Consider the following 24,887-nt stretch of genomic DNA (forward strand, 5'->3'; position numbering starts at 1 on the left):
GGTTACACTTGGTTAGTCACCGAGTAGCGCGGGAGAGTTCCCAGAGATCAGTCGTCGTGAGGCGTGAGACGGGTGGAGAGATGGTGACGACGGGACGCGAGTACGCCCCGTTCAGAGGTAGCCGAGGTTGTCGAGGTGCTCTTGGACGTCGCGGGTGATGGCGGCCCGCTCGCCAGTGTACTGGGTGTCGCCGACGCGACGGAGTTCGTCGGCGATCCGGCCACGGAGTTCGTCGCGTTCAGACGGGTAGTCGGCACTCCGGTCGAGTTCTTCGTCCGGGAGGCGATACAGGCACTCCGTGTCGTCGCCCGCGACGAGTTTGAACTCGCGGCTCCGCACGCTCGTCGCCGTCCCCGCGTGGTACGCCGACGCGTCGAACTCCGGGTTGTACTCGAGCACCTCGTTCATCGTCTTCCAGTAGTACGCATCACTCCGCTGGGAGAAGACGACGTCACGGGTCTCGGTCCGGAGGTCGACACCGTGAAGTCCGGTGGTGTCGCCGCCGGCAGCCGCGACGAGCGTCCGGATGACGTCGATGTGCTGGACGAGGTTCTCGGCCTGCTGAGAGATGTCGTCCCAGCCGTGGATGACGAGCGGAACGTTCGTGAGCCCGTCGTGGAGTGCGACCTTGTGAGAGAGAAGGCCGACCTCCCCGAGGAGATCGCCGTGGTCGGCAGTGACGACGAAGATCGTCTCGCCGAGGTCGAGCGACTGCAGATGTGAGAAGAGACTCCAAAGCTGGTCGTCGAGGTAGGCGATGAGGGCGTCGTACATCGCGCCGAACGCGCGCCACTGGTCGGGTGTGTAGTCGAGACCTGCGGCGATTTCGCGGTAGAGGTTCTGGTGTGCGTCGTAGACGAACTCGCGGGCCGCTTTCGGGCTCATTTCGAGACCGTCGGTGAATCGGTCCAGATACGGTTTCGGCGGGAAATACGGCGTGTGTGCGCCCTGGGTGTGGACGTACAGAAAGAACGGGTCCTCCGCGTTCTCGAAGCCCGTGAGCTTCTGTTTCGCGAGTTCGTAGACGAGGTACTCCGACCGATGGGCGGGTATCCGGCGTGTCAGCCCGGCGGAGTGCGAACCGATACCGGCGAGGAAGCGCAGGACAGTCGGGACACCAGCGGCGAGGACGTTCGACTTGTTGAGGTAGACGAACTCGTCGAACCCCCTGTCGAGTTTCCGAGCAGGGGAGAACCACGGGTTCGCGGAGAGACCGACCGTCCGATAGCCGACGTCGGAGAGCAACTCCGGAACGGTTCGGATACTGTCGGGGAGGACCTCGTTCGGACCGCCGACGCCGTGGAACGACGGCAAGGTACCGGTCAGAATCGACGCCGCGGACTCACACGACCAGATACCCTGGCTGTGACAGTGAGAGAAGGAGACACCGTCGGCTGCGATAGTCTCGAGGTTCGGCGTCGTCTCCCGGCCGTAGCCGCAGACGCTCGTGTGGTCCGCACGGATACTATCGACAGTAATCCAGACGACGTTCGGTTGAGGCATGCTGTTCACTGTATCGCTGGTCGACAAGCGCGCGCATTGTTATAGATGTCCTACACTCACGGGAGAGTTCCCGACCGAACGAACGCCGTCGAGAGCCGACCTGGCCGGGTGGTCCGAAGCCAGCGCCGGTGTAGCGCTCAGTCGTGGCGGGACCGGCAGAAGGGTCTCAGTCGTCGAGACGACTCACGTCGTGTCGAATCAGCTCCGAATAGCGGTCCGTGGAGACGCGCCCGTTCGGGTGAGACAGCGTCGCTGGCTCGCCTCCGAGGGGTTCGACGAGATTCCGTGCCTCGGTGAGCGCGGCGGACGCCTGGTCGACCGAGAGTTCGCGGGCCCCGAACACCGCCTGTTCGTACCGCTCGGTGAGTGTACCGAACCGCTCGCCGTCAGCGTCGTCGAGCCTCGCCGCGCAGGCGGCGGCGAACCGACGGTGGGTCCCCTGGTTGGGAATCGCGTGTCGCGCCGACACGCCGACCCGGGCGCCGAGATACGCGTACTCGACGGCGAGACGGGGGTCATCCGCGTCGAGACGGCCCCGGGCGATGTCGAAGAGGAGTCCCGGGAGTTCGTCCGTGCCGATAGCCGCAACGGGAGACGGCGTCGAGGGAGCGGCCGGGTCGGTGCCGCGACGGGCCTCCGGCGCAGCGCGCCGACGCCACCGAAGCACGGCGACGGCGAAGCCGACGGGAACGAGGAGGCCGACGAGGACGAGCGCCGCGCCGAACCAGGGGGCCGACATGAGGCCGCGCACGCTGACACCGTAGAACTCGACGGCGGCGAAGGGTCCAGCGATTCCGAGGACGGTACGACTGACGGAGTCGGACGCACCCCTGATGGCGCCGCCGACACCCCCACCACCGCCGCTACCGCCGCCACCACCACCGCCGCCACCGGCAGCACCGTCTCCACCACCCTCCCCGGACCCACCGCCGTCGCCGGAGCCGCTCCCGTCTCCAGTTCCACCACCGCCGCCTCCCGGACCGGTTTCGACGAGCGAGATACGGACGACCGCGCGAGACGGTTCGAGGTTGGTGCCGTTCCCCTCGAACAGGACGCCCACGAGAGCGGCTGAGCGACCGGCAGCGGACGACGGGAGCCAGACGTCGGTGTCGAACGTGCCGCTCCGAGACGTCTCGACGACGGCGACGGCCTCCTCCTCCCCGCGATGAACACGTACACCGGCTGCCCGGGGACCGGGCGGCCGTCGGCGGTGAGGAGTCGCCCGGAGATAGCGAGCGACTCCAGTGCGGCCTGCCTCCCGTCGACGGTCATCGAGGTCCGAGTGGGCCCGACGGTGATCGGGGTGGTCGTTCGGTTCGGGGCGAGCGCTCGGTTCTCGAAGGGGTACGCGACCGAGAGCTGCTGGGCGCCGCTGTCGACAGCGGCGGGAAGCGTCCCCTCGAACCGGAACGCGCCGAGGTCGTCCGACGTGACCTGCCCCACCACGACGTCGTCGACGCTGACGTTGAGGGGGACGCCGGCCGCGGGGTGGCGGTTGACGGCGACGGTGCCCGAGACGACGACACGGTCACCGAACCTCGCCCTCGTGGTCGCGTCGTCGATCGCGAGCGTCGGCGTGTTCTGCCTGATGACCGCCGAGGCGGTCGTCTGCGAGCCGAGATAGATCGAGTCGACTCGTGGGGCGTACTCGACGGTCAGGTTCTGTTCGCCGAGTCCGTCCGTGACCGGTCGGTACAGGACGGAGAAGGTGGCGTTACCGTCCGTCTCGGTCTCGGCGTTGGTCCCGTTGATCGCGATCCGAACGGTCCGGTTCGCGAGCAGCGTCCCGTTCTCGTCGACCACGGTCCCGGAGACGACGACGGGGTCGACGAACGAACCTCCTCCGCCGACGTCGGTGACGCTGATCGACGTCTCGACGAACTCCGTCTCGCGGATGACCGCCTGCTCGGCGGAGATGTTCTGCTGGACGTCCGAAACCGACTGCTTCGCCACCGAGAAGTCCCGTCCGGAGCCGGCGCCCAGCGCGTCGTACTCGCGTGAGAGTCGCTCGCTCCGCTGCTCGGCCTCCGCTGCGAGCGTGTTCAGTTCGCGCGCGAGTTCACGCGCTCGTCCCTCGTCGCCGTCCTGTTTCGCCCGGTCGTACTCGGTCCGTCTCTCGCGGTACGTGCGGACGGTGTCGACGAACGCCGACTGCTCGTCGCGGGTCGACCTGAACTGCTCGGTGTCGTCGCGTTGCTCGGGAGTCTCGCGGGTGACCCGAACGTACCGCTCGAGCACGGCATCGTAGCGGTCGCCGATGATCGACCGGGCGCGGTCGTACTCGCCGCGGTCGATGGCGACGGAGCTCTCGTTCAGGTCCGACACGAGCAGGTCCGCGAGTGCCTGCTCCAACTCGGAGAGGTCTCCTTGCTCGGAGAGTCCCCGCGGGTCGCGGTGGCGGACCGGCGTCGCCCCCGACTCGTTCGTCGTCGAGCCGTTCGACTGGGCCGCAATCTGCCGTACCGGGGGAACCGTCACGTCGGGGACAGAGCGCGCAGAGAGCGCCGGTTCAGCGTCGGCAGTTCCCCCCGAGGCCACCGCAGTGAGCGGGACGAGAGACACCGCACAGAGGAGAACGACGAGAAGCACCGCCGTCCACCGACGCGGCCCGTGGGGCGGCGGTGGTGTCCGGGGTGCAGTCGTGGTCATTACACGAAGGAGCACAGCAACGGGCAAAGTTACCGCGGGCATACCGTGAGCGCCGGGCGACGACCGGGCCGGTCCGTCGCGAGCGCCCGCGAGAGTAGTTCACGGCCCCGGCCGCCGTCGTCGACTCTCACCCGTACGACGTGGGTTCGGTCCGGTGTCCGTCGGTTAGGTTCGTGTTATCGGTATCCCGCACGGTATCGCCTCGACTCACACGCGAGGAGCCACCAGTGGGGAGACTGACCCGGTCGGCAGCCCGAGCGCTCGACCGTTTGGGGGTGACGTTCATGTCGGTGTTTTTGTACTAATCCTGCCGGGAGAGACACATCAGCTAGTCGACCTATAACTTTACTCGCTCCACGTACAGAACTCGTGTGAACACCAGTCTTCTCTCCGCCACGCACCGGTTCTGGGGAGTGTCTCGACGGGGGCACTGCTCCTCGCGGCGGGGGCGGTCCTCGGGCGGCCACTGCTGTTCGGCGGGGCGGCGGCGGTCTTCGGATGGCTTCTCGTCCGACTGTATCGGTTCGTTCGGCTCACCCGTCGCGTTCAGGCGTCGGCGACAGTCCGGCAGCGACTGGCACGGGGCCGCCCAACCGTCGACGCACTCGTTCCGCTGGCGGTGTCGGTGAGCCTTCCGGAGCCGGTCGATGCGGACCTGGCCGTCGAAATCGAGACGCCGATGGCCTCGCGGCAGACGACGACGGGGCCGACTGCCACGATGGACGCTGGCGTCCGTGAGGCGACGGGGGAGACCACGCTCGTGTGGGACGTCGCCGGTCACTACCGGCTCGACGCTCCGACAGTGACGCTCCGGGACCGAGCAGGACTGTTCGTCGCCCGCCTCGCCGTCGGGGACGCGTTCGACGTGAGCGTCGACCCTCCACACGTCGGTCGCGTCGCCCTCGGAAGGACCGGCCGGGAACTCGTCGAAGACGCAGAGCGGAAGTCGAAGCTCAACATCCGGAGCGGAATCGAGCCGGAGGGAGTCAGACCGCACGTCCTGGGAGACTCGATACGCTACGTCGACTGGAAGGCGACGGCCCGTCGCAACGAACTCCACGTGAGAGAGTTCAACATGGAACGGGGGCGCTCTGCGGGTCTCGTCATCGACACGCGGCAGTCGATGAGCGAGGGGCCGGTCGGGCGGACGAAGCTCGACCACGTCCGCCACCTCGCGCTCTCGCTCCAAGAGTCCGCGCGGGCCCAACACCTCCCGGTCGGAGTGTTCGTCTGTGATGAGACCGGCGTCGTCCACCGGATTCCCGCACGGTTACGGTCCGACGCCGTCAGAAAACGGATCCGCGAACTCCAGGCCGACCCCGTCGACCGGGGCCACAGAGGCACGTCAGGCCGTCACGGCGTCGGTCGTGTTCGGACGCGACGCTCACCCGTTGCCGCGTCGCGCACCGCTCGGGCACTCGACGGTGACGGCTCACCCTTCGCCACGCGACTGCGGCCGTTCTTCGCGCGAAACGAGCGCCCTTCACGGCTCGGGTTGGTGTCCGACGACCCCCTCTACGAAGCGGTCATGTCGTTCCGCGGTCAGCAGTCCGGTCCGGCAATCACGTATCTGTTCACCGACGACACCCACCGAGAGACGCTCCCCGAGTCTCTCCGCGCGGCGACACGGGGCGACGGTGAGGCCGTCGTGTTCCTCACACCGTCCGTGTTGTTCGACCCGGACACCCTCTCGAATCCGAAGGTCGCGTACGACCGGTTCGTCGAGTTCGAGCGGTTCCGGCGAAGCATCGCGGCGTTGCCGCGAGTCAGTGTCTACGAGGTCGGCCCGGGCGAGGAACTCGCGATGGTGCTCTCGAAGTCCGGTGGACGCCGTCGACAGCGAACGAACGGGCACACCCGTCAGACAGCCGGGGGGAGCGGCGGGTTCGCCGCGACTCCCACGACTGCGGCGGCGGTGGAGGACGGAGAATGAACGAGAACGAACGCCCTCTCGCGGACCGCGAGAGCGAGACGACCGACCCCGTCGCGACCAGCGCCGTGCGTGACAGCGTCGGCCGACTCGTCCGCGGGGCCGGGCGAGACACGAGGCCGACGGCGCTCGAACTCCTCGGTGTCGTCGGCGTCGGCGTCGGGTTCGGACTCCTCGGCGGCCCCGCCGGCGTCGTCGTCGCACTCGCCGTTGCGCTCCTGTGGTACACCTTCTCCGGCGTCTACGGCTTCGCGGCGGGCCAGTTCATGCTCGCCGCCGTCCTGCCGGCGCGAATCGGACTCGACCGCCTCACCCCGGAACTGGTCGCAGTCGAGGCAGCGCTGATACTGGTCCTCGTCGGCGGGGACTACCGCGACGGGGCCGCCAGAGGATACCGCCGTCTCCTTCGAACGGGTGTCGTCGGCGTTCTCCTCGGCAGCGTCGCCCTCGGCGTCGGCGTCGGCTCGGCACCGGTCGCCGACGAGACGCTCGTCGTCGTGGTCGTCGGCGTCGCGTTTCTCGTCGCCGCGACCACTCTGTACGCGTGGGGTCGAATCGTCGTCTCACCCATCGTCGACGACCCGGTAGGAAGCGACGTCGAGGGAGAGTCGGCCGCATGAGCGAGTCCCTCGACGCTGCGGACAGTGACGCGAACCGAACCGAGGCGACCGGCACGCGGTCGAACGGTCGGACGCACCCGCCCGCGACGTCGCAGTCGCCGTCTTCGTCCGTCGTCGAGCCCTGGAACGGGAGGCGGGTCCGATCCGAATACGCGGAGGAAGATACAACTGGTGTCATCCCTGATGGGCGTACTGGCATGTCAGGCGACCCCGCGTCGAGACCCGACGACCCGCTCGAACCGAGCGTCTCGGACGAGAGCGAGCAGACGGGTCTCGCAGCGCGGGTCCAACTCCTCGAGTTCGAGAACGCGCGGCTCCGGAAAGAACGTGTCCGGACGACCGAGCGCCGTCACCGACGGGGTGCGCTCGGATTCCTCGCGCTGGGCGCGCTGTCGGCGGTCGCGGGGTACGCCCTCCCGGAGTCGCGGACGCTCCTGTTCTCGCTGGCCGGAATCGGCCTGTTCAGCGCCGTCTTGACGTACTATCTGACGGGGAGCAGTCTCATCAGCGTCAGCACCATCGAACGGGTGTATCTCGCGCACGCCGAGACGCTCGCAGAGGTGGTCAGTGAACTCGGTCTGCAGGACGTCGGGGTCTACGTCCCCACCGCCAGCGGGAGCGAACGCGAAGGGCTCAGCAACGTCCGACTGTTCGTGCCCCAACAGGCGGAGTACGAACTCCCCGACGATCTGGAGTCCGTGTTCGTCGTCACCGACGACGGACGCCGGCGAGGCGTCGCGGTTCACCCCGTCGGCTCTGCGCTCTTCGCGACGTTCGCCGAGTCGCTCCGCGACCCACTGGCAGAGACGCCCGACGAGTTGGCGACACAGCTCTCGGTCGCCCTCCTCGAAGAGTTCGAGCTGGTTTCGGAGGCGACACCGGAGTACGACCCGACGAACCACCGGATTACGGTTCGGGTTCGCGACAGCGCGCTCGGTCCCGTCGACCGGTTCGACCACCCCGTCGCCTCCTTCGTGGCGACGGGTCTCGCCCACGGACTCGGCCGTCCGATCCGCGCCGAGGTCCACCACCGGGACGACGACGTCGCGCTCGTCGTCTGCTCGTGGGACGACACCGAGACGGCCGAGGGGACGAACGAGAACGAGACCGAGGCCGGCGGGGACGAACACGTCGGTCCCGGGGCGGACGGCGACGCGAGAGCCGGCACCGACATCGACAGCGAGCGAGGCGACGACGAGACCGAGGCGAGCGATGGACCGGCCGTCGAGGCCGACGGCGACGGACAGCGATAGCATAGCGGAGCGCGTCCTCGACGAATCTCGCCGTTCTGGCGCTGCTGGCGTCGACGACCGGTCCGGTGGCTTCATTTCTAACACGCATAGATCATCGACACACGTCTATCAACGTCCAACGCGTGACGGCGCGGGAGAGGGCGTCGCTATCGCGACGGGCGACTCGGTCTCCGGTGGGACACGAGACCGAGGACGAGAACGAGGCAACGACCCGGACCCGAAGCTACTGCTCTGTCGCGTCGACCGACGACTCCCGGGCGAGTTCTCGAATGGCCCGTGCGACTCGCTCGACCCGGTCGTCGTCCCACTCCGGTCGGTGGTCGTGGAGCTGTTCGACGAGGGCCGCCTCGTCGACCTGTGACGGGGTCGTCTCCCGTCTCTTCCGGAAGCGCGCACCCAACGACCCAGGGGTGCGGTTGCGTGACGTCACCGCCGCGAGTGTACGAGCAGCGCGGCGTCGGAACCGGCGTCGAACCGACGACCGCCCGACGAGCGTGGTCAGGAGGCCGACCACGAGGACGCAGGCCACGCCGACGGCGACCTGGAGTGTCGGAACCGTCTGGACGGCCTCGACCGCTCGGCCGACGGGCGGGACGGGCCCGCCGTGTGAGTAGTCGAGCAACACGCGGTCGTGTCTGGAGAAGACGTTTCGGACGAACGCGGCGTTGCCCGGCCGGTCGAGCATGACGTTGATGAGCGCGCTCGAATCGGCGACGACGAGGACGGTGCCCGCACCGATTCGCTCTGCCGTCACGAACGGGTAGGGGCCGAACGACGTGGGAACGACGCTCCCGTCGGCGTCGACGACGGTGGCGAACTCCGAGGACTCGACGAGGGTCTGCGCATCGTTGGGGACGACGTACGTGCCGTGGTTCAGCGTGAACGTGTCGACGCCGGTGAGGAGACTCGACGTCGTGTCGGGGCGCGCGACGGGCATCGTCGGGGAGTTGTAGTACGCCTCCTCGTCGACCAGCAGGCGCCCGTCGAGTCGACTCGTCGCCCCGATGTCGGTCAGAAGGGTGTTGGAGTGGGGCCCGAAGTCCTCGGCGACGACGAGCGTCCCGCCCCGACGGACGAACCGCTCGACCTGAGCGGCTTCCTCGGGAGCGTACGGACGGGTCGGCGAGAGGACGACCGCGACGGTTCCCGGCGCAGGGGTCGTCCCGTACGCCGCGACGTCGAGCGTGATGTCGCTTTCGACCTCGGCGTCCGTCGCGAGCGCCTGGAGTTCGGAGCCACCGTGCCACTGGCCGTTGTACGGGCTGAACGAGGCCGTCGAAGTCGCCGTCGCAGCCACGAGCGCGACGACGACGACGAGCGTGAAGACGAGCAGCGACCACTCGCTTCGCTGCAGTCGGCCGAGGGACATCAGAGCGTCCCGGCCCACGCGGCCATGACCGCCGTCACGACGACGTAACCGAAGCCGACGACTCCGACCAGTGTGATCGGCAGGAGGCGGCGGCGCCAGTTCGCCGTTCGGTTGACGGGCGCTGTCAGTTCGCTCAAGACGAGATACCCCAAAAACGAGACGACGTACAGCCGCTCGAAGGAGAGCGAGTCGAGAACCGAGAGGACGGCGGCACCGAGGACCATCCACAGCGTGACCAGGCGGACGAATCGGAGCCGTTGCGGTACCATTACACGGATCTAACGCGGTCCCCAGCGTTAGTTTGTCAGCACATAACCCCGCGACGTCGCCGTCTCGACACCGACGAGCGACCGCTCGCCGTGCATACCGAGGCCGAACCGTACGTACAGAGACCGAGCCACGGGTACTGAAACCGAAACGCCGACTCGCGTGATTCGCGCGACGCGTACAACACCGGAAAACGACGACTGACCGACCGTGTCGACGAGCGGAGCGGCGCCAGTCCGAAACAGGGGCCAGTCCGAACTGCGAGCCTGTTCGTCTGCCGCTCGTCGGTTTTCGGCAATCAGATGTGAACGTTAGGAGACCATTTGTGATCGATCTATCCGTCGAAACGCCCGAAACCGCGGGCGGAAGGCTACGCCGTGGACCGGCAAAAGCGACCTGACAGGCGCTGAGACCGTCGATTTATACTGGTAATACAACCACGCGTATAGCTTCGCGATAATCATGATAGCTGTATTATAACTATCCACGTTCCTCGCCTCGGTTCTGACCGAACATAACATGCACACAACCTGGAACCAGACCCCGGTCCTCGTCACCGGCGGAGCAGGCTTCATCGGTTCGTTCCTCGTCGAACGACTCGTCGCACTCGGTGCCGACGTCGTCGTCGCGGACAACCTCTCGCGTGGAGGCGCCGACAAGCTGGCCGCCGTGGTCGACCAGGTCGAACTCCGCCCCGTCGACCTCACGACGATGGAGGGCTGTCTCCGCGCGACCGAGGGGGTAGAGGTCGTCTTCCATCTCGCGGCTAGCGTCGGCGGCGTCCACTACATCGAGCGTGAGAACGTCGGCGGATTGACGCCGAGCGTGCTGATGAACCAGCACGTCCTCGAAGCCTGCCGCATCCGCGGTATCGACCGTCTCGTCTTCGCGTCGAGCGCCTGTATCTACCGGCAGCGGACCGACGACCTCAACGAGTTCAGCGAGGACCAGGGCTACCCCGCACACCCCTTCTCCACGTACGGCTGGGCGAAGGTCCTCGGCGAAGTCGCCTGCAAGGCGTACCACGACGACTACGGGATGCAGACCGTCTCGGCCCGTATCTTCAACGCGTACGGCCCGCGCGAGAGCTTAGACCCCGACTCCAGCCACGTCATCCCGTCGCTCTGTCGGAAGGTCATCGAGGCTCCCGACGGCGGCAGCATCGAGATTTTCGGCGACGGCACCCAGGAACGGGGCTTCATCTACGTGACCGACCTCGTCGACGGACTCGTCCGCGCGGCCGAGGTGAAAGGCGACGGCGGCGTCGTCAACATCGGAAACGCCCACGAGGTCGTCAGCATCGCCGACCTCGCCGCCCGCGTCATCGCTATCTCCGGGAAAGAGCTACAAATCGAACACGACCTCTCCGGGCCGACCGGAACCAACCGCTACTGCGCAGATATGACTACTATGAAGAAGGAACTGAACTGGGAACCGACCGTCTCTCTCGACGACGGGTTGAAACGCGTGTACGACTGGGCGGCCGACGAACTCGGCGCCAAACGGCCCGTGCTGGCCGACGGAGGGGACCGATGAGCTTCGTCGGGGAGCGGGTGCTCGTCACCGGCGGCGCGTCGTTCATCGGCTCGCACCTCGTCGAGGACCTCGTCGCCGCCGGCGCGGACGTCCGCGTCGCCGACGACTTCTCCTCGGGGCGAAACGAGAACCTCACGGCGGTCTGGGACGACATCGAAGTGGTTGAGGGCGACCTCAAGGACCCCTTCTTCGCCCGCAAGGCCACGGAGGGAATGGATCGGGTGTTCCACCTCGCCGCCGACCACGGCGGCCGCGGCTACATCTCGAAGTACCCCGCGAACTGCGCGACCAACATGGCGCTCGACAACACCGTGTTCGAGGCCGCCGCGAAGAACGACGTGCCGAAGATCACGTTCGCCTCCAGCGCCTGTGCCTACCCGACCGACATCCAGCAGGAACGGACCCCCCTCCGAGAGGACATGATCTCCTTCGACGTGCGCGGCGGCGCGTTCGCCGACGAGACGTACGGCTGGGCGAAGCTCATGGGCGAACTCTCGCTCAGGGCGTTCCACGAGCAGTACGGCGTCGACGCCTCCTCGGTTCGCATCTTCACCGCGTACGGCCCGCGAGAGAACGAATCGCACGCCGTCATCGCGCTCATGGCGAAGGCGTACGCCGAGCAAGAGCCCTTCCAGATCTGGGGCGACGGCGAGCAGACGCGCAACTTCACCTACGTGAACGACATCACCCGCGCGCTGATGCTCGCGAGCGAACACATCACCGACGGCTCCGCCGTCAACGCGGGCGTCCCCGACTACATCTCCATCAACGAAGTGTGCGAGGTCATCTTCGACAAACTCGGCTGGCGTCCCGACGAGATAGACTACATGACCGACAAGCCCGTCGGCGTCAAACACCGCGCCGCGGACACGACCCGCGCCGAGGAACTGCTCGGCTGGACGCCCGAGTACTCCCTCGAAGCGGGCATCGAGCGGACCCTCGACTGGTACGTCACCCACCGGAAGAAGGAGGACGTCCGCCGCGACCTCGAGACGCTCCTGACCTCGCGCTGAGGTTCGAGCCAGTCGCAGGCACGTCCTACGTTTCTCACACCAACGATGACTCACACCGCATCCGCTTCTGAACCCGCCGGCACGCGCGACGACCGCGAGTACGTCCTCGTCACCGAGTACTTCGCGCCCGACACCGCCTCGACCGGCGTGTTGATGACCGACCTCGCCGTCGGTCTCCGCCAGCGCGGCCTCGACATCTCCGTCCTGACGAGCCAGCCGAACTACCACAGCGGCGAGAACGAACGTCAGCCTCGACGCACGGTGCACGAGGGGGTTCCCGTCCGCCGCATCCGCGCCCCACAGCTCCGACAGTCGTCGCTGCCGCGCCGACTGTTCAACTGGACCCTCTTCACGCTCGTCGCCGCGCTGACGCTGTTGTTCTCCTCCCCGCCGAGGGGACGCGACCGCGAACTCCTGTTCGTCTCGAACCCGCCGTTCCTCCCGCCGGCGCTGTGGCTCGTCGCGCGGCTCCGCGGCTGGGACTACACGTACATCGTCTACGACCTCTACCCGGACAACATGGTCGAACTCGGCTACCTGAGCGACGGTGTCGTCGTCCGCGTCTGGTCGTCGCTGCACCGCCGGGTGTTCCGGGCCGCGCGGGCCGTCGTCGCGCTCGGCCCGGTGATGCGCGAACGCATCACCCGCGTCGCCGGCACGGGGTTCGACGCCGAGAAGGTCGCCATCGTCCACAACTGGCAGGACGGGTCGTTCGTCGTCCCTCGCGCGAAGGAGGAGAACTGGTTCAGCGCCGAACACGGCCTCGTCGACCGGTTCACCCTCGTTTACTCGGGCAACATCGGTACCTTCCACGACCTCGACACGCTGGTCGAGGCGGCCGCCCGCGTCGACGACCCCGGCGTCCACTTCCTCGTCGTCGGCGAGGGCGACAACAAGCGACACGTCCGCACTCTCGCGGCCGAACTCGGCCTCGGTCCCGACCGGGTGACGTTCCTCCCGTACCAGGAGTGGGATGACCTCCCCTACAGCCTCACCGCGGGCGACGCGATGGTCGTCACGGTCCGAGAGGGGTTCGAGGGGCTGTGCGTGTCGAGCAAGCTCTACACCGCGATGGCGACGGGGCGGCCCGTCCTCTGCATCGCCCAGCCGGATTCGGACGAGGCGCGCATCGTCGAGGGGTTCGACGCCGGCCAGCAGGTCGCCCAGGGCGACGTCGAGGCGCTCGTCGTCGCCGTCGACCGCTGGCGCGCCGACCCCGCGTTCTACCGCCGCCAGGCTGAAAACGCCCGGCGCGCGTTCGACGCACACTTCGCGCGGGACGAGGCCATCGGCAACTACCACGCCCTGCTGACCCGCGGGCCGACAGCGGTGAGCGACGTGACCTCACCCGAGCGCGAGACCGAGATGGTCGACACCGGGGCGGCCACGGCAGACGACTGACGACGACCGCTCGGTCACTCGCTCCCGTCGACGACGCGACCGTGGACGTCGATTTCGCCGTTTCGAATCCGGGTGCTGCTGATCCGCGTGCCGTCCTCGGCGACGACGAACGGCGCGGTGTGGATTTCGAGGGGTCGCAGCCCTTCTTCGATACGCTGTCGGTTGATCTCGTGAGCGCGTCGCTGCGCCTTCGACTCGGGCGAGGCGATGAGCGCGTCGACCCCCTCGTCGGTCGCGGCCGGCCCCCGCGTGTCGGTCAGTTCCGTGATCTCGTACGAGGCGGAGTACGCGCGGCTCAGGCGGGCGAGTTCCTCGTCGAGCGCCGCCCACCGCTCCTCGTCGGATCCGAGGAGGCTCCCCTGGTCGGGGTCGCTCCGCGTCCGGGCGGCGAGGTCCGAGGACGTGAGGCCGACGACGACGTGTCCGTCGCCGGGGCCGTCGTGGCTGGCCGTCTGGAACGCCGCGTGTAAGAGCGCACGGTGGCCGTTGTGGATCGGTGTGAACGTCCCGCCGACGATCGCCGTGCGGTCAGTGTCCGTCACGGTCGTGCCTTCCGTCCCCACGTTGGTATAGGTACCTGTCGCCTCCTGAGCGTGAGCCGACAGAACGCTTTTGTCCGTCGGATTCACACCGGACGGTGAACCACCGTGTCCCTCCCGAGCGCGGCCGCGCGAGCGACGGAACGAGTCATCCGCGCCGGCATCGTCGCGGTCCTCGTCGTCGGCGTCCGTCGTCGCGACCCCGGCGCGGTCGTCAACGCCGTGCTCGCGCTCGCCGGCAGCTACCTCCCCAACGCCATCGAGCGACGCTATCCCGTTCGGTTCCACCCGTGGCAGCGCGTCTACACGGAGACGGCGATGCTCACCCACGCCGTCGGCATGCTCGGCCCCTACGACGACGTCTGGTGGTGGGACCACCTGACGCACGTCCACACGGCGACGCTCCTCGGCGGCGTCTCCCACGCCGTCGCGCGACGCGCGGGGTACGACCCCCGCCCGCACGTGGTCGCCGGCGTCGTCGGCGGGGGCGCCCTCTGGGAGGTCGTCGAGTACGTCACCCACGGGCTCTCCCGCCGGGTCGGGTTCGACCCCGTCCTCGTCTCGTACGGCCGGGTCGACACCGCCCTCGACCTCGTGTTCGACCTGCTCGGGGCGCTCGTCGTCGTCGCGCTCGGCGACGGTCTGCTCGAGAACTTCCACGACGACGACTCCGGCGTCGACGAGACCGACCACGACCGCGTCGACCCGAGTCACGACATGCAGGGGACCCCCTCCTCGGATCGGCGCAGTAGCTAAACCGCCCGCCCGAGACGTACCGACAGCCACCATGTCCCCCACGACATCGCACGCCCCGCCCGAACCGCCGCGGCCCGCCGAACCCCGCCGCTCACGACACGGATGAGCGAGGCGCAGAGCCACCCCGGGGCCGCCGACGAGAGCGAACGAGACCGGCGGTGGCACGCGCAGTCGGTCGACGCCGTCTTCGACGCGCTCGGGACGGGCGAGTCGGGACTCACGGCCGAAGAGGCGGCGCGCCGACTCGACGAGTACGGCCCGAACGAACTGCACGACGACTCGTCGGTGTCGCCGCTCGCGCTGTTCGTCTCGCAGTTCCAAGACGCGCTCATCTACCTCCTCATTCTCGCCGCGGGGCTCTCGCTCGCGACGGGGCTGCTCCCGGGCGAGGAGCCGAGCTACGTCGACGCGGGGCTCATCCTGCTTATCCTCCTCGGCAACGGCGTGTTCGGCTTCGTCCAGGACTACCGCGCCGAGAAGTCACTGGAACGGCTGCGTGCGATGTCGACCCCGGACGCGACCGTCGTTCGCGACGGGAAGCGGAGAGTCGTCGACGCGACGACCGTCGTGCCGGGCGACGTCGTCGTCCTCGAAGCCGGCGACGCCGTCCCCGCGGACGCCCGACTCGTGGAGGCGCAGGCGCTCGCGGCGAGCGAGGCGGCGCTGACGGGCGAGAGCGCGAGCGTCTCGAAGACCACCGAGACGCTCGACGCCGACGCCCCGCTGGCCGAGCGCGCGAACATGGTCTACATGAACACCTCGGTGGTCGCCGGCCGCGGCGTCGCCGTCGTCGTCGGGACGGGGATGGAGACGCAGGTCGGCGACATCGCGACGCAACTGCAGGCCGCTCCCGACAACGAGACGCCGTTCCAGCGTGAAGTCGACGCGCTCGGCCGCCGCATCGGCCTCGGCGTCGGCGCGCTCATCGCGCTCGTCGTCGTCGTCCAACTGCTCCTCACGGAAGCGAACGTCGTCGCCGTCCTCCTGACGGCCATCACGCTGGCGGTGGCGGCCGTCCCCGAGGGACTGCCCGCGGTGGTGACGCTGACGCTCGCGCTCGGAGCGCGCCGGATGGTCGACCGCAACGCTCTCGTTCGACGGCTGCCGGTCGTCGAGAGCCTCGGCTCCGTCGACGTCATCCTCACCGACAAGACCGGGACGCTGACCGAGAACCAGATGACGGTCACCCGGGTGGCGACGGGGAGCGGGACGTACGAGGTGACCGGGTCGGGGCTCGACCCCGAGGGCGAGTTCCGGCGCGACGGCGAAGCGGCGTCGACCACTGACGGTGACCCCGCACCCGCTGCGGACCTCGAAGCCGTCCTCCGCTGTGGTGCGGTCTGTAACGACGCCGAGCGCGCCGGTGAGGGGGGAGAACGAGACGGGGAGAGCGAGTACATCGGCGACCCCACCGAGGTCGCACTGCTCGTGTCGGCGCGGAAGGCGGGCGTCGACGGGGACGGAGAGCGCGTCGCGGAGGTGCCGTTCGCCTCGGAGCGCCAGCGGATGACGGTCGTCGTCCGGGAGGGAGACGGGCACACGGCCTACACGAAGGGCGCGCCGGAGGTCGTTCTCGACCGCTGTGAGACGATTCTCGTCGACGGCGAGGTCAGGGAGTTGACCGACGAGCGTCGGGAGGCGTTCCTCGACTCGGTCGACGCCTTCGCCGGGGACGCCCTGCGCGTGCTCGGGTTCGCCTCTCGACCGGGCGTCGACCCCGACGCGGACGCCGACGAGTTGGAGACGGGGCTCACCTTCCTCGGCCTCCAGGGGATGATCGACCCGCCCCGCTCGGAAGTGCCGGCCGCCGTCGCGGACTGCCGGTCGGCGGGCATCCGCGTCGTCATGGTGACCGGCGACAACGTCGAGACGGCGAAAGCGGTGGGGGAGCAGGTCGGCTTCGACCCGACGGGCGCGATGACGGGCAGCGAGATAGCCGAACTGTCGGACGAGCAGTTGCGCGAGCGGGTCGAGGAGGTGGAGGTGTTCGCCCGCGCGACGCCCGAGCAGAAGGTCCGCGTCCTCCGCGCGCTACAGGCGAACGGTCGCACGGTGGCGATGACGGGCGACGGCGTCAACGACGCTCCGGGGGTTCGAACGGCCGACGTCGGCGTCGCCATGGGCCGGCGGGGAACGGACGTCACGCGGGACGCCTCGGACATGGTGCTGCGCGACGACAACTTCGCCACCATCCGCGACGCCGTCGCCGAGGGTCGGGGCATCTTCGACAACATCCGCTCGTTCGTCACCTTCCTCCTCTCGGCGAACGCGGGCGAGGTGTTCACCGTCTTCGTCGGCGTCCTGGTGGGGAGCGTGCTCTTCCCCCGACTGTTCGCCGCCCAGTCGGAGGCGCTCATCCTCACGCCCGTCATGTTGCTGTGGATCAACCTCGTCACCGACGGGCCGCCGGCGCTGGCGCTCGGCGTCGACCCTACCGCCGACGACGTGCTCGAACGCGACCCCCGGGCGGACGACGACGGCGTCATCGACCGCGGCGTCGCCGTCTCGATACTCGTCATCGGGCTGACGCTCGCGGCCGTGGGCGTCGCCCTCTTCTTCGAGTCGCTCTCGACGTTCGGATCGCTCGCCCGTGCGCAGACGGCGCTGTTCACCTTCTTCGTCCTCTCGGAGATGGGGCTGGTGCAGGTGATCCGCCGGCGGTTCGGCCAGTCACCCCTGTCGAACCCCTGGCTGCTGGCGGCCGTCGCCGCGTCGCTCTGTCTCCACGCGCTCGTCCTCTACACGCCGCTGTCGGGACTGTTCGGCGTCGTCCCCCGACGAGCGCCGACTGGGTACGGATCGGCGTCGGGGTCGGGGTCGTCCTCGTCGTCAACGCCCTCCTCGTCGGGCGGGAGCGGAAGTAGAGCTAATCTCGGTCGGTCCAGAAGTCGAACGACCGGCCGGGGGCGAACACGTCGAGGCCGACGGCGGGTTCGTCGCCCGTGTTCACGACCCGGTGGGACTCCCAGGCGTCGAGGTGGACCGAGTCGTACTCCCCGAGCGTCACCGACTCGGATTCGGTCTCGACCGTGAGTTCCCCCCGGAGGCAGACACACACCTGTTCGTTCTCGTGGTCGTGCATCGGCGAGGCGTGTCCCGGCGGCTTCTCGAACCACTCGAACGAGAACCGGTCGCTCCCGGCGAGCGAGACCCGTTTCCACCCTTCGTCGGGTTCGTACGACTCGGCGGCGTCGAACTCGACGGGCGTCATAGGTTCGACCCCGAACTCCCGCCGTCGATGGGGACGGCGGCACCGGTGATGAAGCCCGACCGGGGCGAGGAGAGAAAGGCGACGGTGTCGCCGAGTTCCATCGGGTCGCCCACCCGTTCGAGGGGGTTGTTCGCCCACGCCGCGACGCCCTCTTCGTAGGAGTCGGCCTCGCCGCGCTCGACGCGTGCTTCCACGAGTTCGCGGATGCGAGCCGTCTCGTGGGCGCCCGGCAGCACCGCGTTCGCTCGCACCTCGGGCGCGAACTCCTTCGAGAGCGTCTTCTCTAAGCCGATGACGCTCATGCGGACGGAGTTCGAGAGCACGAGGTCGTCGAGCGCCTCCTTGACGCTCCGGGAGGTGATGGTGACGATGGTCCCGCCGTCCTCGCGCAGGTGCGGCGCGGCCTCGCGGGCCAGTCGCACGACGCTCATCACCAGGAGTTCGTAGGCGTCGTACCAGTCCTCGTCGTCGGTGTCGAGGAACGACCCCGGCGGCGGCCCGCCCGCGCTCGTCACGAGGTGGTCCAGCCCGCCGAACGCCTCGACGGTGGTCTCGACCAGCGCCGAGACGTCCTCGGGGTCGGTGATGTCACCCGACTGGGCGACGACTTCGCCGCTCGCGACGTCTCGAATCTCCGCTGCGGCCGCCGAGAGGCGTTCGTCGTCGCGTCCGTTGACCACGACGTTCACACCCTCGCGGGCGAGCGCCTTCGCGGAGGCTTTCCCGAGGCCACTCGACGACGCCGTCACGAGCGCCGCGTTGCCCTCAATTTCCAGGTCCATGCCACGCTCTACCGCCGTCGAGGTGGAAAAACTAGCCGTAGCGGAAAGAGAGCGGGACAGGGCCGCGTCGCCTTCTCGGCAGCGACCCGGAACAGAAGGCGGCGGTCAGGACGGCTCGAACCGCGCCGTGCCGTCGTCGAAGGCGAGAGTCACCTCGCCCTCGACAGTCGTCGTGTCGGGGAGGTCGCTGACGACACCGCTGGAGACGTACAGTTCGCCCAGTTCCTGCGTGTTGCGTATCCAGACGACTCTCACTGAATCGGGGTCGGGACTCCCCAGCGCCGACAGCGCGGTCCGGAGCGCGAGTTCGTCGTCCGGGGCGACGACGGGGAGCTTGGACTTCGCGAGCGACCCGCTCGTCAGCGCGTTCGCGTACGTCTTCTTCAGGTCGAGCTGGTCGACCGCCGCCCGCCGGGTGAGGTCGGCGAGGCCGATGCCGTTGCCGTTTCCCTCTGTGCGGTCGGTGAGTCCGCGGGCGTAGATGAGTTTGATCCGGGGGGAGTCGGGGTCGGGCGCGTTCAGGACGCGGTAGCGGCCGATGACGTTCGTGTCCATCCCCGCGCCGGAGACGTCCTTGCCGAGTTCGTCGACGACGAGCAGGTCGATGTCCTCGACGGGAAGCGTCGCCATCTCCTCGTAGGCGCGTTCGAGGAGCGCCGGTTCGCGGTCGAGAATCTCGGACCCGGGAACGGCCTCGACGTGGGACGTCTCCTCGTCGGCGTTCTCGACGAGAGCGATGCCTCCCACCAGCGGTGCCGCGTCGGCGATGGCCCCGAACGCGGCCTCCAGCGCCGGGACGTACCCCTCCGAGAGCGCCGTGGCGTGAAACGAACTCGCGCCGCGCCGCTTGCCGAGGCCCGCGACGAGCATCTTACACAGGCCGCTCTCGACCCGTCCCGAGAAGTTCGTGTGGGGCTTCACCCGGTTGACGACGAGGAGCGCGTCGGCCGCCAGCGCGGCCGAGGAGAGGAACACCGAGAAGGCGGTGTCGCCGACGGTGACCTCGGCGACTCGCTCGACGTCCATTCGGGCGTCGACAGGGGCGCCGACACGCGACTCGGTGACGCCGAGCGACGCCAGCGTCTCGCGCTGTCCCTCCGCCGTGGCGCCGCCGTGACTCCCCATCGCCGGGACGACGACCGGTTCGAAGCCGCGTCTGTCGAGTTCGGCGACGACGGCCGTGACGTACTCGTCGATGCGGTGGATGCCCCGACTGCCGACGCCGACAGCGACGCTGGCACCGGGTGAGAGCGAGTCGAAGTCGAGTCGGGCGAGTTCCTCCCTCACTCGGGTGGTCGGCTCCGAGAGCGCCGACGTCGCGGGGGTGTGACGGACGCGGACGAACCCCGGGAGCGGCTGTGCATCGAGGAGTGAGGCGACGACGTCGTGGTCGGGAAACTCCATCCGTGAGAGCGTACGGAGCCGTGAATAAATAGTCTCGCTCCGTCTCGGGCGTCCGACGGTCACTCTCTCCGTTCCCCGTCACCGTCCTGATATCCACTTGAAACGATGTCGAACCCACATTGAATATTGTACTCTCGGAGGGAGACTGCTGAGCCGAGTCGGTCTCGCCTCCCGTCGTCGGGTCTCCGACGTCGAATCGGCGGACGATCCGTCGAAGAGACGGGGTTCGACGCGAATCGTCTGCGGACGCCGACGCGTCGGCGGCTCACAACGTTTACTCGCTACTGAGTAGCATCAACCACCCGACTGAGCGGTGGTCGGCCCGAGAACTGGGGGAGAGTACCACCGGGGAGAGCGAGAACCGACCGTGTCGGAGACCCGTCCCTTTTCGAGTCGACATAGAGTACAATTATTTCTATTCATATACTCGAACCGTATCGACCTTCGCATCGCTCGCTGGAGTCGTCGAGTACGCTCGACATCCGCTGGTGGACTGGCCGCAAAGCGATGACGAACGAGAGTACCGCTCCGGACTCGCCGCGCGACTATATAAAGTTCAGCGATGCTGGACGACCTGTAAGAACGAGAACATAATTACACCGAACCGCCGCTTATCACAAACCCGTCGGTTCGCGGATTCATTACAGAAGTATGGATGTAATATTACGATGGTGGAGAACGTTAATCCAGGTCACTGATAGACGAGGTTTAGTTCGACTTCGTTCGCCGTCCCCAGGAGGAGGCTGATTATCCGCGCTCGGTGTTCCTCGTTCCGGATGCGGTGGGCGGGGCCCGAGACGCTGAACGCGCCGACGACCTCCCCCAGTTTGTCGAGGACGGGCACACCGATCGCCATCTGTTTCGGGATCCGCTCCTCGTCGTTGACCGAGTATCCCCGCTCGCGGATCCGATCGAGTTCCGCGAGCAGTTCGTCCCGGTCCGTGATCGTGTGTTCGGTGTACGCGTCGAGCCCGTACTGGTCGATGATCTCGTCGACGCGCTCTCGGGGCAGGTGCGCCAGGATGGCCTTCCCCGCGGCGGTCGGGTGGAGGTCGACGATTTTCCCCATCCGGACGTCCGTCTGGACGGCCGTGTCGCTCTCGGTCTCCGCGTACAGGTAGAACCCTCTGCCGTTCTGCTCGGTGATGAACTGGGCCCGCTCTCCCGTCTCCTCGGCCAGCATCGTGACCTTCGAATCGAGGAGACTGTACTCGGAGTTCCCGTACAGGACGGCCCCGCCGTAGAAGAGGAACTTCAGTCCGAGGGCGTAGTGGTCGCCGCTGGATCGGACGAACCCGTGTCGCTTGAGCGCGGCCAGGTGGGCGTGAACCGTACTGTTCGGCATCTCCAGCCGATCCGCCAACTCCGCGACCCGCGCCCCGTTCGTCTCCGTCAGCGCGTCGAGGACTCGCACCGTCTTGTCGATGGTTTTCATTGGCTCCTCTCCGACGCGACGGTATATAAAGTTCAGCATTAATGGACACATGCCCCCGGACGACGCCGAGGGTACCGTATCCGTATATACGACGCCCCATGATATGCATCCTCACCCTCGTCTGTGCCGCGCGCCGTCCAGTAATGCTGAACGACGTCCCGGTCCGTCGAGGCGGCGACGGGTCGGGGGCGGCCTCCCGTCACGACAATCGGGACGAGCGGGCGGGGGACGGCCCGGTCGGCGGGACGCGTCTCGTGCTCGCCGACACCCCCGGTCGGACAGCGAGTTCGCCCCTCCGACGTTCTCCTCCCACCGAAAACCATATGTACGTTCACATTTCTCGTTGAAGTCACGTGGAGTCGGAACCCGTTCCGGCCATCCAGCCGTCGTCGACAGGACGGTGAACCGACCGCGTGGAGAGGACGCGATACGTGATGCCGCGAGCACCCGAATGAGAGCAGATACGGTCGTGGGGCGTCTCACGCACTTCAAGAACCTACTGGTGGTTCTCTGTGCGGTGTGTGTAGGGATACTGCTCCCGGGCTTTGCCCTCTACACCGAACCGCTCGTGACACCGCTCGTCGTGTTACTTGTCTTCAGTTCCCTGCGCGACCTCCGGTTCGACGAGATCGACCCGGTCGCCTACGGGGGACTTCTCACCCTGTCGCTTCTCATCTCGTACGCGCTGTTGCCGCTCGGGGGGATGCGACTCGCCTCCCAGTTCCTCTCTGAGGGTGCCCTGATCGGCGTGGCGATCATCCTCGCCGCTCCGACGACCGCGGGGAGCGCGATCATCTGGACGCGGCTGTCCGGCGGTGACGACCAGCTTTCGATCGTCATCTCGGTCGCTTCGCTGCTCGTCGCCCCGCTCGCCATGCCGCTCGTCTTCCAGCACCTCGTGAGCGCACACCTCGCGACGCCCGTCTGGCCGCTGCTCGTCGACCTCGCCGTCATCGTCGGTGGCGGCGTCTTGCTGACGCTCGTCGTCCCACGCCGGATGGTCTCGGAACGGACGGCGAGCCGCGGTGCCGCCGTCGCCATTCTGCTCCTCATCTACTCGAGCGTGGCGAGTCTCGACCTCGGCTCGGTCCGCCTCGACGACCTCGTTCCCGTGTTGTTCGTGACGCTGCTCCTCTTGGGCGGCGGACTCGCCCTCTCGCTGCTCGCCGGGTACGGGATGCGCCTGCGGCGGCGTACCGTCCTCCCGCTGTTCTTCACGAGCACGCTCAAGAACCTCGGTATCGCGCTGTTCGTCTCGCTCTCGTATCGCTCGCCGATGACGGTCGCCGCCATCGTCACCTACTACATCCTCCAGCAGTTGGTCGGTGCCATCATCGCGGACGTCGTCCCCGTCCGGTCGCGAGACCGGGAGTGAACGGCCCGTGCGTCCTCGCATCGGAGGAGGCACAATCTATTTAACCCGAATCGTCAATCAGGCTGTCGAGGCAACAATGCGAAAGGTACGATTCAGAGATCAGGCGGGAGCGACGCGCGAAGGGGAGTGGGACGACGACGGCATCCAGTTCGGCGGAACCGAGTACGACCCGGCGGAGGTCGACATCCTCCCGCCGGTCGAGCCGACGAAAATCGTCTGTGTCGCGGCGAACTACATCGAGCACATCAAGGAGGCCGGCCGGAGTATCCCCGAGGACCTCCCGCCGCGACCGGGCTTCTTCCTCAAGGGACCGAACGCCGTCGCGGGCCACGGCGATACGGTCACGCTGCCGACCCCGGCGGCCACGGAGGAGGAACTCGCCGGCAGAGAGAAGGGTGACATCGTCCTCGGTCAGGGACGAATGGACTACGAAGGGGAGTTCGGCGTCGTGATCGGCGAGCAGTGCCGCAACGTCTCCGAGGACGACTACCTCGACGTCGTCGCCGGCTACACCTGTCTCAACGACATCTCGAACCGTGACGACCAGGACCTCGAACGGAACTGGGTGCGGGGGAAGGCGTTCGACGGGTCCGCACCCATCGGCCCGGTCCTGGCGACGCCCGACGAGGTGCCCGAAGAACCGCGTGTCCAGCTCTGGGTGAACGGCGAGCAGAGACAGGACTCGAACAACGACGAACTCGTCTTCCCCGTCTCGAAGGCGATCAGCGAGGTGAGTCGCTTCCTCACGCTCGAACCCGGCGACATCGTCGCCATGGGAACCACCGTGGGCGTCGGCCCGCTGAGCGACGGCGACACCGTCGACATCGAGGTCGAAGGCGTCGGCCGGCTCACACACTACGTCGAGGCGTAAGCCCGACTGCGGACGCTCGGTGTCGGCGACGACGCCCGGGCACGGTTCGCTTCTACCACCGGTGCGCCGATTCGACGCTCGCCGTACGTTCGGTGTGTACCGGAGACGCTCACCGTGGCACCGTTCGTGTACGACGGCCGCGCTTCGTCCGAGAGGCCGACCCTCGACCGGCTGTCGCCGAGCGGGTCGTCCCGAGCAACAGGACTATATTCATCCCCGCGCTCTCTCACGGCAATGACACGCGCGACGGACACCGAACTCCTCTTCGAGGCTGGCGTGCTGACCGCCGAGGGCGAGGACGTGTCGCTGACGGACGCGTTCGCCTCTGCGGTCGACGACTACGAGGAGGCCTTCACCGACTGTTCGGACGACCGCACACGCGCGGTGCGCGAGCGCATCGACGGCGAGACGCTCGTCGAAGCGTTCGTCGAGTTGGGGGCGGTCGACCCCCGATCGGTCGCGGAGCTCTGTGCGCTCTCGGATCGGCTCGACACGACGGCCGAAGACGCGTGGCTCGCGCTGCTCCCCGTCTTGCGGCTCTTCCGACCCGATCCGGTCCCGGGACACGGCGCCCCCGCACAGGCGATTCCCGTCGCCGCCGACTGTCTCCCCGCGCTCACGCGGGTCTACTCACCCGCGCTGGTGTACGTCTGGCTCGACGACTGTCCGCCGTGCGAGTCGCTCAGCGCCCGCCTCGAATCGACGTTCGAGACGCCCCGGGGCGTGTCACTGTTCGCCGTTTACGGCCCCCGTGACCGGGCGTTTCTCGACGAGGAGTACAGCGTCACTGCGGGGCCGGCGCTGTTGTTCATGCGCGACGGAACCATCGACGCGCGCCTCTACGGTGACCAGAAGGGGAGCGTGCTCCGGACGGAACTCGAACGCCTCTCGTGAACGGGGCCGCAGCGGTCCCGTAGCACGATTACCGGGCGAGCACCCGTTAGCGCGCCGAAAATCTTATCTAATCGGGTGG

Annotated in this window: 19 protein-coding genes and 1 pseudogene; 11 read left to right on the forward strand and 9 right to left on the reverse strand. The window is 67.9% G+C overall.

What is annotated here, in order from left to right:
• Positions 1–111: 111 nt before the first annotated feature.
• On the reverse strand, positions 112–1,503 hold the full coding sequence (locus tag C2R22_RS15460; protein ID WP_103426550.1) for a sulfatase: 1,392 nt from the start codon (positions 1,501–1,503) through the stop codon (positions 112–114).
• Between the two features lie 198 nt (positions 1,504–1,701).
• Positions 1,702–4,152, reverse strand: coding sequence for a hypothetical protein (locus tag C2R22_RS25920; protein ID WP_216824746.1), 2,451 nt, complete (start codon positions 4,150–4,152; stop codon positions 1,702–1,704).
• Positions 4,153–4,777: 625 nt separating this feature from the next.
• On the opposite strand from C2R22_RS25920, the gene C2R22_RS15480 reads away from it, so the two are divergent.
• The 3 genes from C2R22_RS15480 (at position 4,778) to C2R22_RS15490 (ending at position 7,955) form a co-directional block, all read left to right on the forward strand.
• A complete protein-coding gene (locus C2R22_RS15480) occupies positions 4,778–6,085 on the forward strand; it encodes a DUF58 domain-containing protein (protein WP_103426554.1) in 1,308 nt (435 codons plus the stop codon).
• Positions 6,082–6,702: a hypothetical protein gene (locus C2R22_RS15485; protein WP_103426555.1), complete on the forward strand. Its 621-nt coding sequence runs from the start codon at positions 6,082–6,084 to the stop codon at positions 6,700–6,702. The genes C2R22_RS15480 and C2R22_RS15485 overlap by 4 nt, the downstream gene beginning before the upstream one ends.
• Before the next feature lie 197 nt (positions 6,703–6,899).
• A complete protein-coding gene (locus C2R22_RS15490) occupies positions 6,900–7,955 on the forward strand; it encodes a hypothetical protein (protein ID WP_216824747.1) in 1,056 nt (351 codons plus the stop codon).
• Positions 7,956–8,178: 223 nt separating this feature from the next.
• Here the strand turns inward: C2R22_RS15490 and C2R22_RS15495 are convergent, their stop codons facing one another.
• Positions 8,179–9,324: a DUF4350 domain-containing protein gene (locus tag C2R22_RS15495; protein ID WP_103426556.1), complete on the reverse strand. Its 1,146-nt coding sequence runs from the start codon at positions 9,322–9,324 to the stop codon at positions 8,179–8,181.
• Positions 9,324–9,593, reverse strand: coding sequence for a hypothetical protein (locus C2R22_RS15500; RefSeq protein WP_103426557.1), 270 nt, complete (start codon positions 9,591–9,593; stop codon positions 9,324–9,326). The genes C2R22_RS15495 and C2R22_RS15500 overlap by 1 nt, the downstream gene beginning before the upstream one ends.
• 517 nt (positions 9,594–10,110) lie before the next feature.
• Between C2R22_RS15500 and C2R22_RS15505 the strand changes: the two genes are divergently transcribed.
• The 3 genes from C2R22_RS15505 to C2R22_RS15515 are packed head-to-tail and all read left to right on the forward strand — an operon-like array spanning position 10,111 to position 13,541.
• Positions 10,111–11,127 (forward strand): NAD-dependent epimerase/dehydratase family protein, encoded by a 1,017-nt coding sequence (locus C2R22_RS15505; protein WP_103426558.1) that lies wholly within the window; start codon positions 10,111–10,113, stop codon positions 11,125–11,127.
• Complete coding sequence (locus C2R22_RS15510; protein WP_103426559.1) at positions 11,124–12,140, forward strand: NAD-dependent epimerase/dehydratase family protein; 1,017 nt, start codon at positions 11,124–11,126, stop codon at positions 12,138–12,140. Before C2R22_RS15505 ends, C2R22_RS15510 begins: the two co-directional genes overlap by 4 nt.
• Positions 12,141–12,185: 45 nt before the next feature.
• The gene (locus C2R22_RS15515; RefSeq protein ID WP_103426560.1) at positions 12,186–13,541 is read left to right on the forward strand and encodes a glycosyltransferase family 4 protein; all 1,356 of its coding nucleotides are present in this window, start codon (positions 12,186–12,188) and stop codon (positions 13,539–13,541) included.
• A 14-nt stretch (positions 13,542–13,555) separates the two neighbouring features.
• Here the strand turns inward: C2R22_RS15515 and C2R22_RS15520 are convergent, their stop codons facing one another.
• Positions 13,556–14,083 carry a phosphopantetheine adenylyltransferase gene (locus C2R22_RS15520; RefSeq protein WP_103427704.1) on the reverse strand — a complete coding sequence of 176 codons (528 nt, stop codon included), beginning with the start codon at positions 14,081–14,083 and terminating at the stop codon, positions 13,556–13,558.
• 105 nt (positions 14,084–14,188) lie between these two features.
• Here C2R22_RS15520 and C2R22_RS15525 point away from each other — a divergent pair, with 105 nt between their 5' ends.
• Positions 14,189–14,836, forward strand: a complete 648-nt coding sequence (locus tag C2R22_RS15525) for a hypothetical protein (RefSeq protein WP_245902787.1) — start codon at positions 14,189–14,191, stop codon at positions 14,834–14,836.
• Between the two features lie 102 nt (positions 14,837–14,938).
• Positions 14,939–17,551 (forward strand): annotated as a pseudogene (locus tag C2R22_RS15530) (cation-translocating P-type ATPase); the annotation flags it as partial.
• A gap of 151 nt (positions 17,552–17,702) precedes the next feature.
• On the opposite strand, the gene C2R22_RS15535 reads toward C2R22_RS15530, so the two are convergent.
• The 4 genes from C2R22_RS15535 to C2R22_RS15550 all read right to left on the reverse strand — a co-directional run bounded on the left by C2R22_RS15535 (position 17,703) and on the right by C2R22_RS15550 (position 21,668).
• Positions 17,703–18,047: a cupin domain-containing protein gene (locus C2R22_RS15535; protein WP_103426561.1), complete on the reverse strand. Its 345-nt coding sequence runs from the start codon at positions 18,045–18,047 to the stop codon at positions 17,703–17,705.
• The gene (locus tag C2R22_RS15540; protein ID WP_103426562.1) at positions 18,044–18,829 is read right to left on the reverse strand and encodes an SDR family oxidoreductase; all 786 of its coding nucleotides are present in this window, start codon (positions 18,827–18,829) and stop codon (positions 18,044–18,046) included. The genes C2R22_RS15535 and C2R22_RS15540 overlap by 4 nt, the downstream gene beginning before the upstream one ends.
• Positions 18,830–18,934: 105 nt before the next feature.
• Entirely contained in the window at positions 18,935–20,233 is a 1,299-nt protein-coding gene (locus C2R22_RS15545) for a DUF362 domain-containing protein (protein WP_103426563.1), read from the reverse strand.
• Positions 20,234–20,924: 691 nt separating this feature from the next.
• Positions 20,925–21,668, reverse strand: coding sequence for an IclR family transcriptional regulator (locus C2R22_RS15550; RefSeq protein WP_162562526.1), 744 nt, complete (start codon positions 21,666–21,668; stop codon positions 20,925–20,927).
• Positions 21,669–22,119: 451 nt separating this feature from the next.
• On the opposite strand from C2R22_RS15550, the gene C2R22_RS15555 reads away from it, so the two are divergent.
• From C2R22_RS15555 to C2R22_RS15565, 3 genes are all read left to right on the forward strand, one after another.
• On the forward strand, positions 22,120–23,043 hold the full coding sequence (locus tag C2R22_RS15555) for a bile acid:sodium symporter (protein WP_162562527.1): 924 nt from the start codon (positions 22,120–22,122) through the stop codon (positions 23,041–23,043).
• 76 nt (positions 23,044–23,119) lie between these two features.
• A complete protein-coding gene (locus C2R22_RS15560; protein ID WP_103426565.1) occupies positions 23,120–23,914 on the forward strand; it encodes a fumarylacetoacetate hydrolase family protein in 795 nt (264 codons plus the stop codon).
• Between the two features lie 234 nt (positions 23,915–24,148).
• The gene (locus C2R22_RS15565; RefSeq protein ID WP_103426566.1) at positions 24,149–24,808 is read left to right on the forward strand and encodes a thioredoxin family protein; all 660 of its coding nucleotides are present in this window, start codon (positions 24,149–24,151) and stop codon (positions 24,806–24,808) included.
• Positions 24,809–24,887: the final 79 nt, after the last annotated feature.

The sequence above is a fragment of the Salinigranum rubrum genome (assembly GCF_002906575.1).
GTDB lineage: Archaea > Halobacteriota > Halobacteria > Halobacteriales > Haloferacaceae > Salinigranum > Salinigranum rubrum.

Bases quoted from the DNA above. Each gene is read 5' to 3' on its own strand.
- C2R22_RS15460 (WP_103426550.1), bottom strand. From the start codon at position 1,503: ATGCCTCAACCGAACGTCGTCTGGATTACTGTCGATAGTATCCGTGCG.
- C2R22_RS25920 (WP_216824746.1), bottom strand. From the start codon at position 4,152: ATGACCACGACTGCACCCCGGACACCACCGCCGCCCCACGGGCCGCGT.
- C2R22_RS15485 (WP_103426555.1), top strand. From the start codon at position 6,082: ATGAACGAGAACGAACGCCCTCTCGCGGACCGCGAGAGCGAGACGACC.
- C2R22_RS15490 (WP_216824747.1), top strand. From the start codon at position 6,900: ATGTCAGGCGACCCCGCGTCGAGACCCGACGACCCGCTCGAACCGAGC.
- C2R22_RS15495 (WP_103426556.1), bottom strand. From the start codon at position 9,324: ATGTCCCTCGGCCGACTGCAGCGAAGCGAGTGGTCGCTGCTCGTCTTC.
- C2R22_RS15500 (WP_103426557.1), bottom strand. From the start codon at position 9,593: ATGGTACCGCAACGGCTCCGATTCGTCCGCCTGGTCACGCTGTGGATG.
- C2R22_RS15505 (WP_103426558.1), top strand. From the start codon at position 10,111: ATGCACACAACCTGGAACCAGACCCCGGTCCTCGTCACCGGCGGAGCA.
- C2R22_RS15510 (WP_103426559.1), top strand. From the start codon at position 11,124: ATGAGCTTCGTCGGGGAGCGGGTGCTCGTCACCGGCGGCGCGTCGTTC.
- C2R22_RS15515 (WP_103426560.1), top strand. From the start codon at position 12,186: ATGACTCACACCGCATCCGCTTCTGAACCCGCCGGCACGCGCGACGAC.
- C2R22_RS15535 (WP_103426561.1), bottom strand. From the start codon at position 18,047: ATGACGCCCGTCGAGTTCGACGCCGCCGAGTCGTACGAACCCGACGAA.
- C2R22_RS15540 (WP_103426562.1), bottom strand. From the start codon at position 18,829: ATGGACCTGGAAATTGAGGGCAACGCGGCGCTCGTGACGGCGTCGTCG.
- C2R22_RS15545 (WP_103426563.1), bottom strand. From the start codon at position 20,233: ATGGAGTTTCCCGACCACGACGTCGTCGCCTCACTCCTCGATGCACAG.
- C2R22_RS15550 (WP_162562526.1), bottom strand. From the start codon at position 21,668: ATGAAAACCATCGACAAGACGGTGCGAGTCCTCGACGCGCTGACGGAG.
- C2R22_RS15555 (WP_162562527.1), top strand. From the start codon at position 22,120: ATGAGAGCAGATACGGTCGTGGGGCGTCTCACGCACTTCAAGAACCTA.
- C2R22_RS15560 (WP_103426565.1), top strand. From the start codon at position 23,120: ATGCGAAAGGTACGATTCAGAGATCAGGCGGGAGCGACGCGCGAAGGG.
- C2R22_RS15565 (WP_103426566.1), top strand. From the start codon at position 24,149: ATGACACGCGCGACGGACACCGAACTCCTCTTCGAGGCTGGCGTGCTG.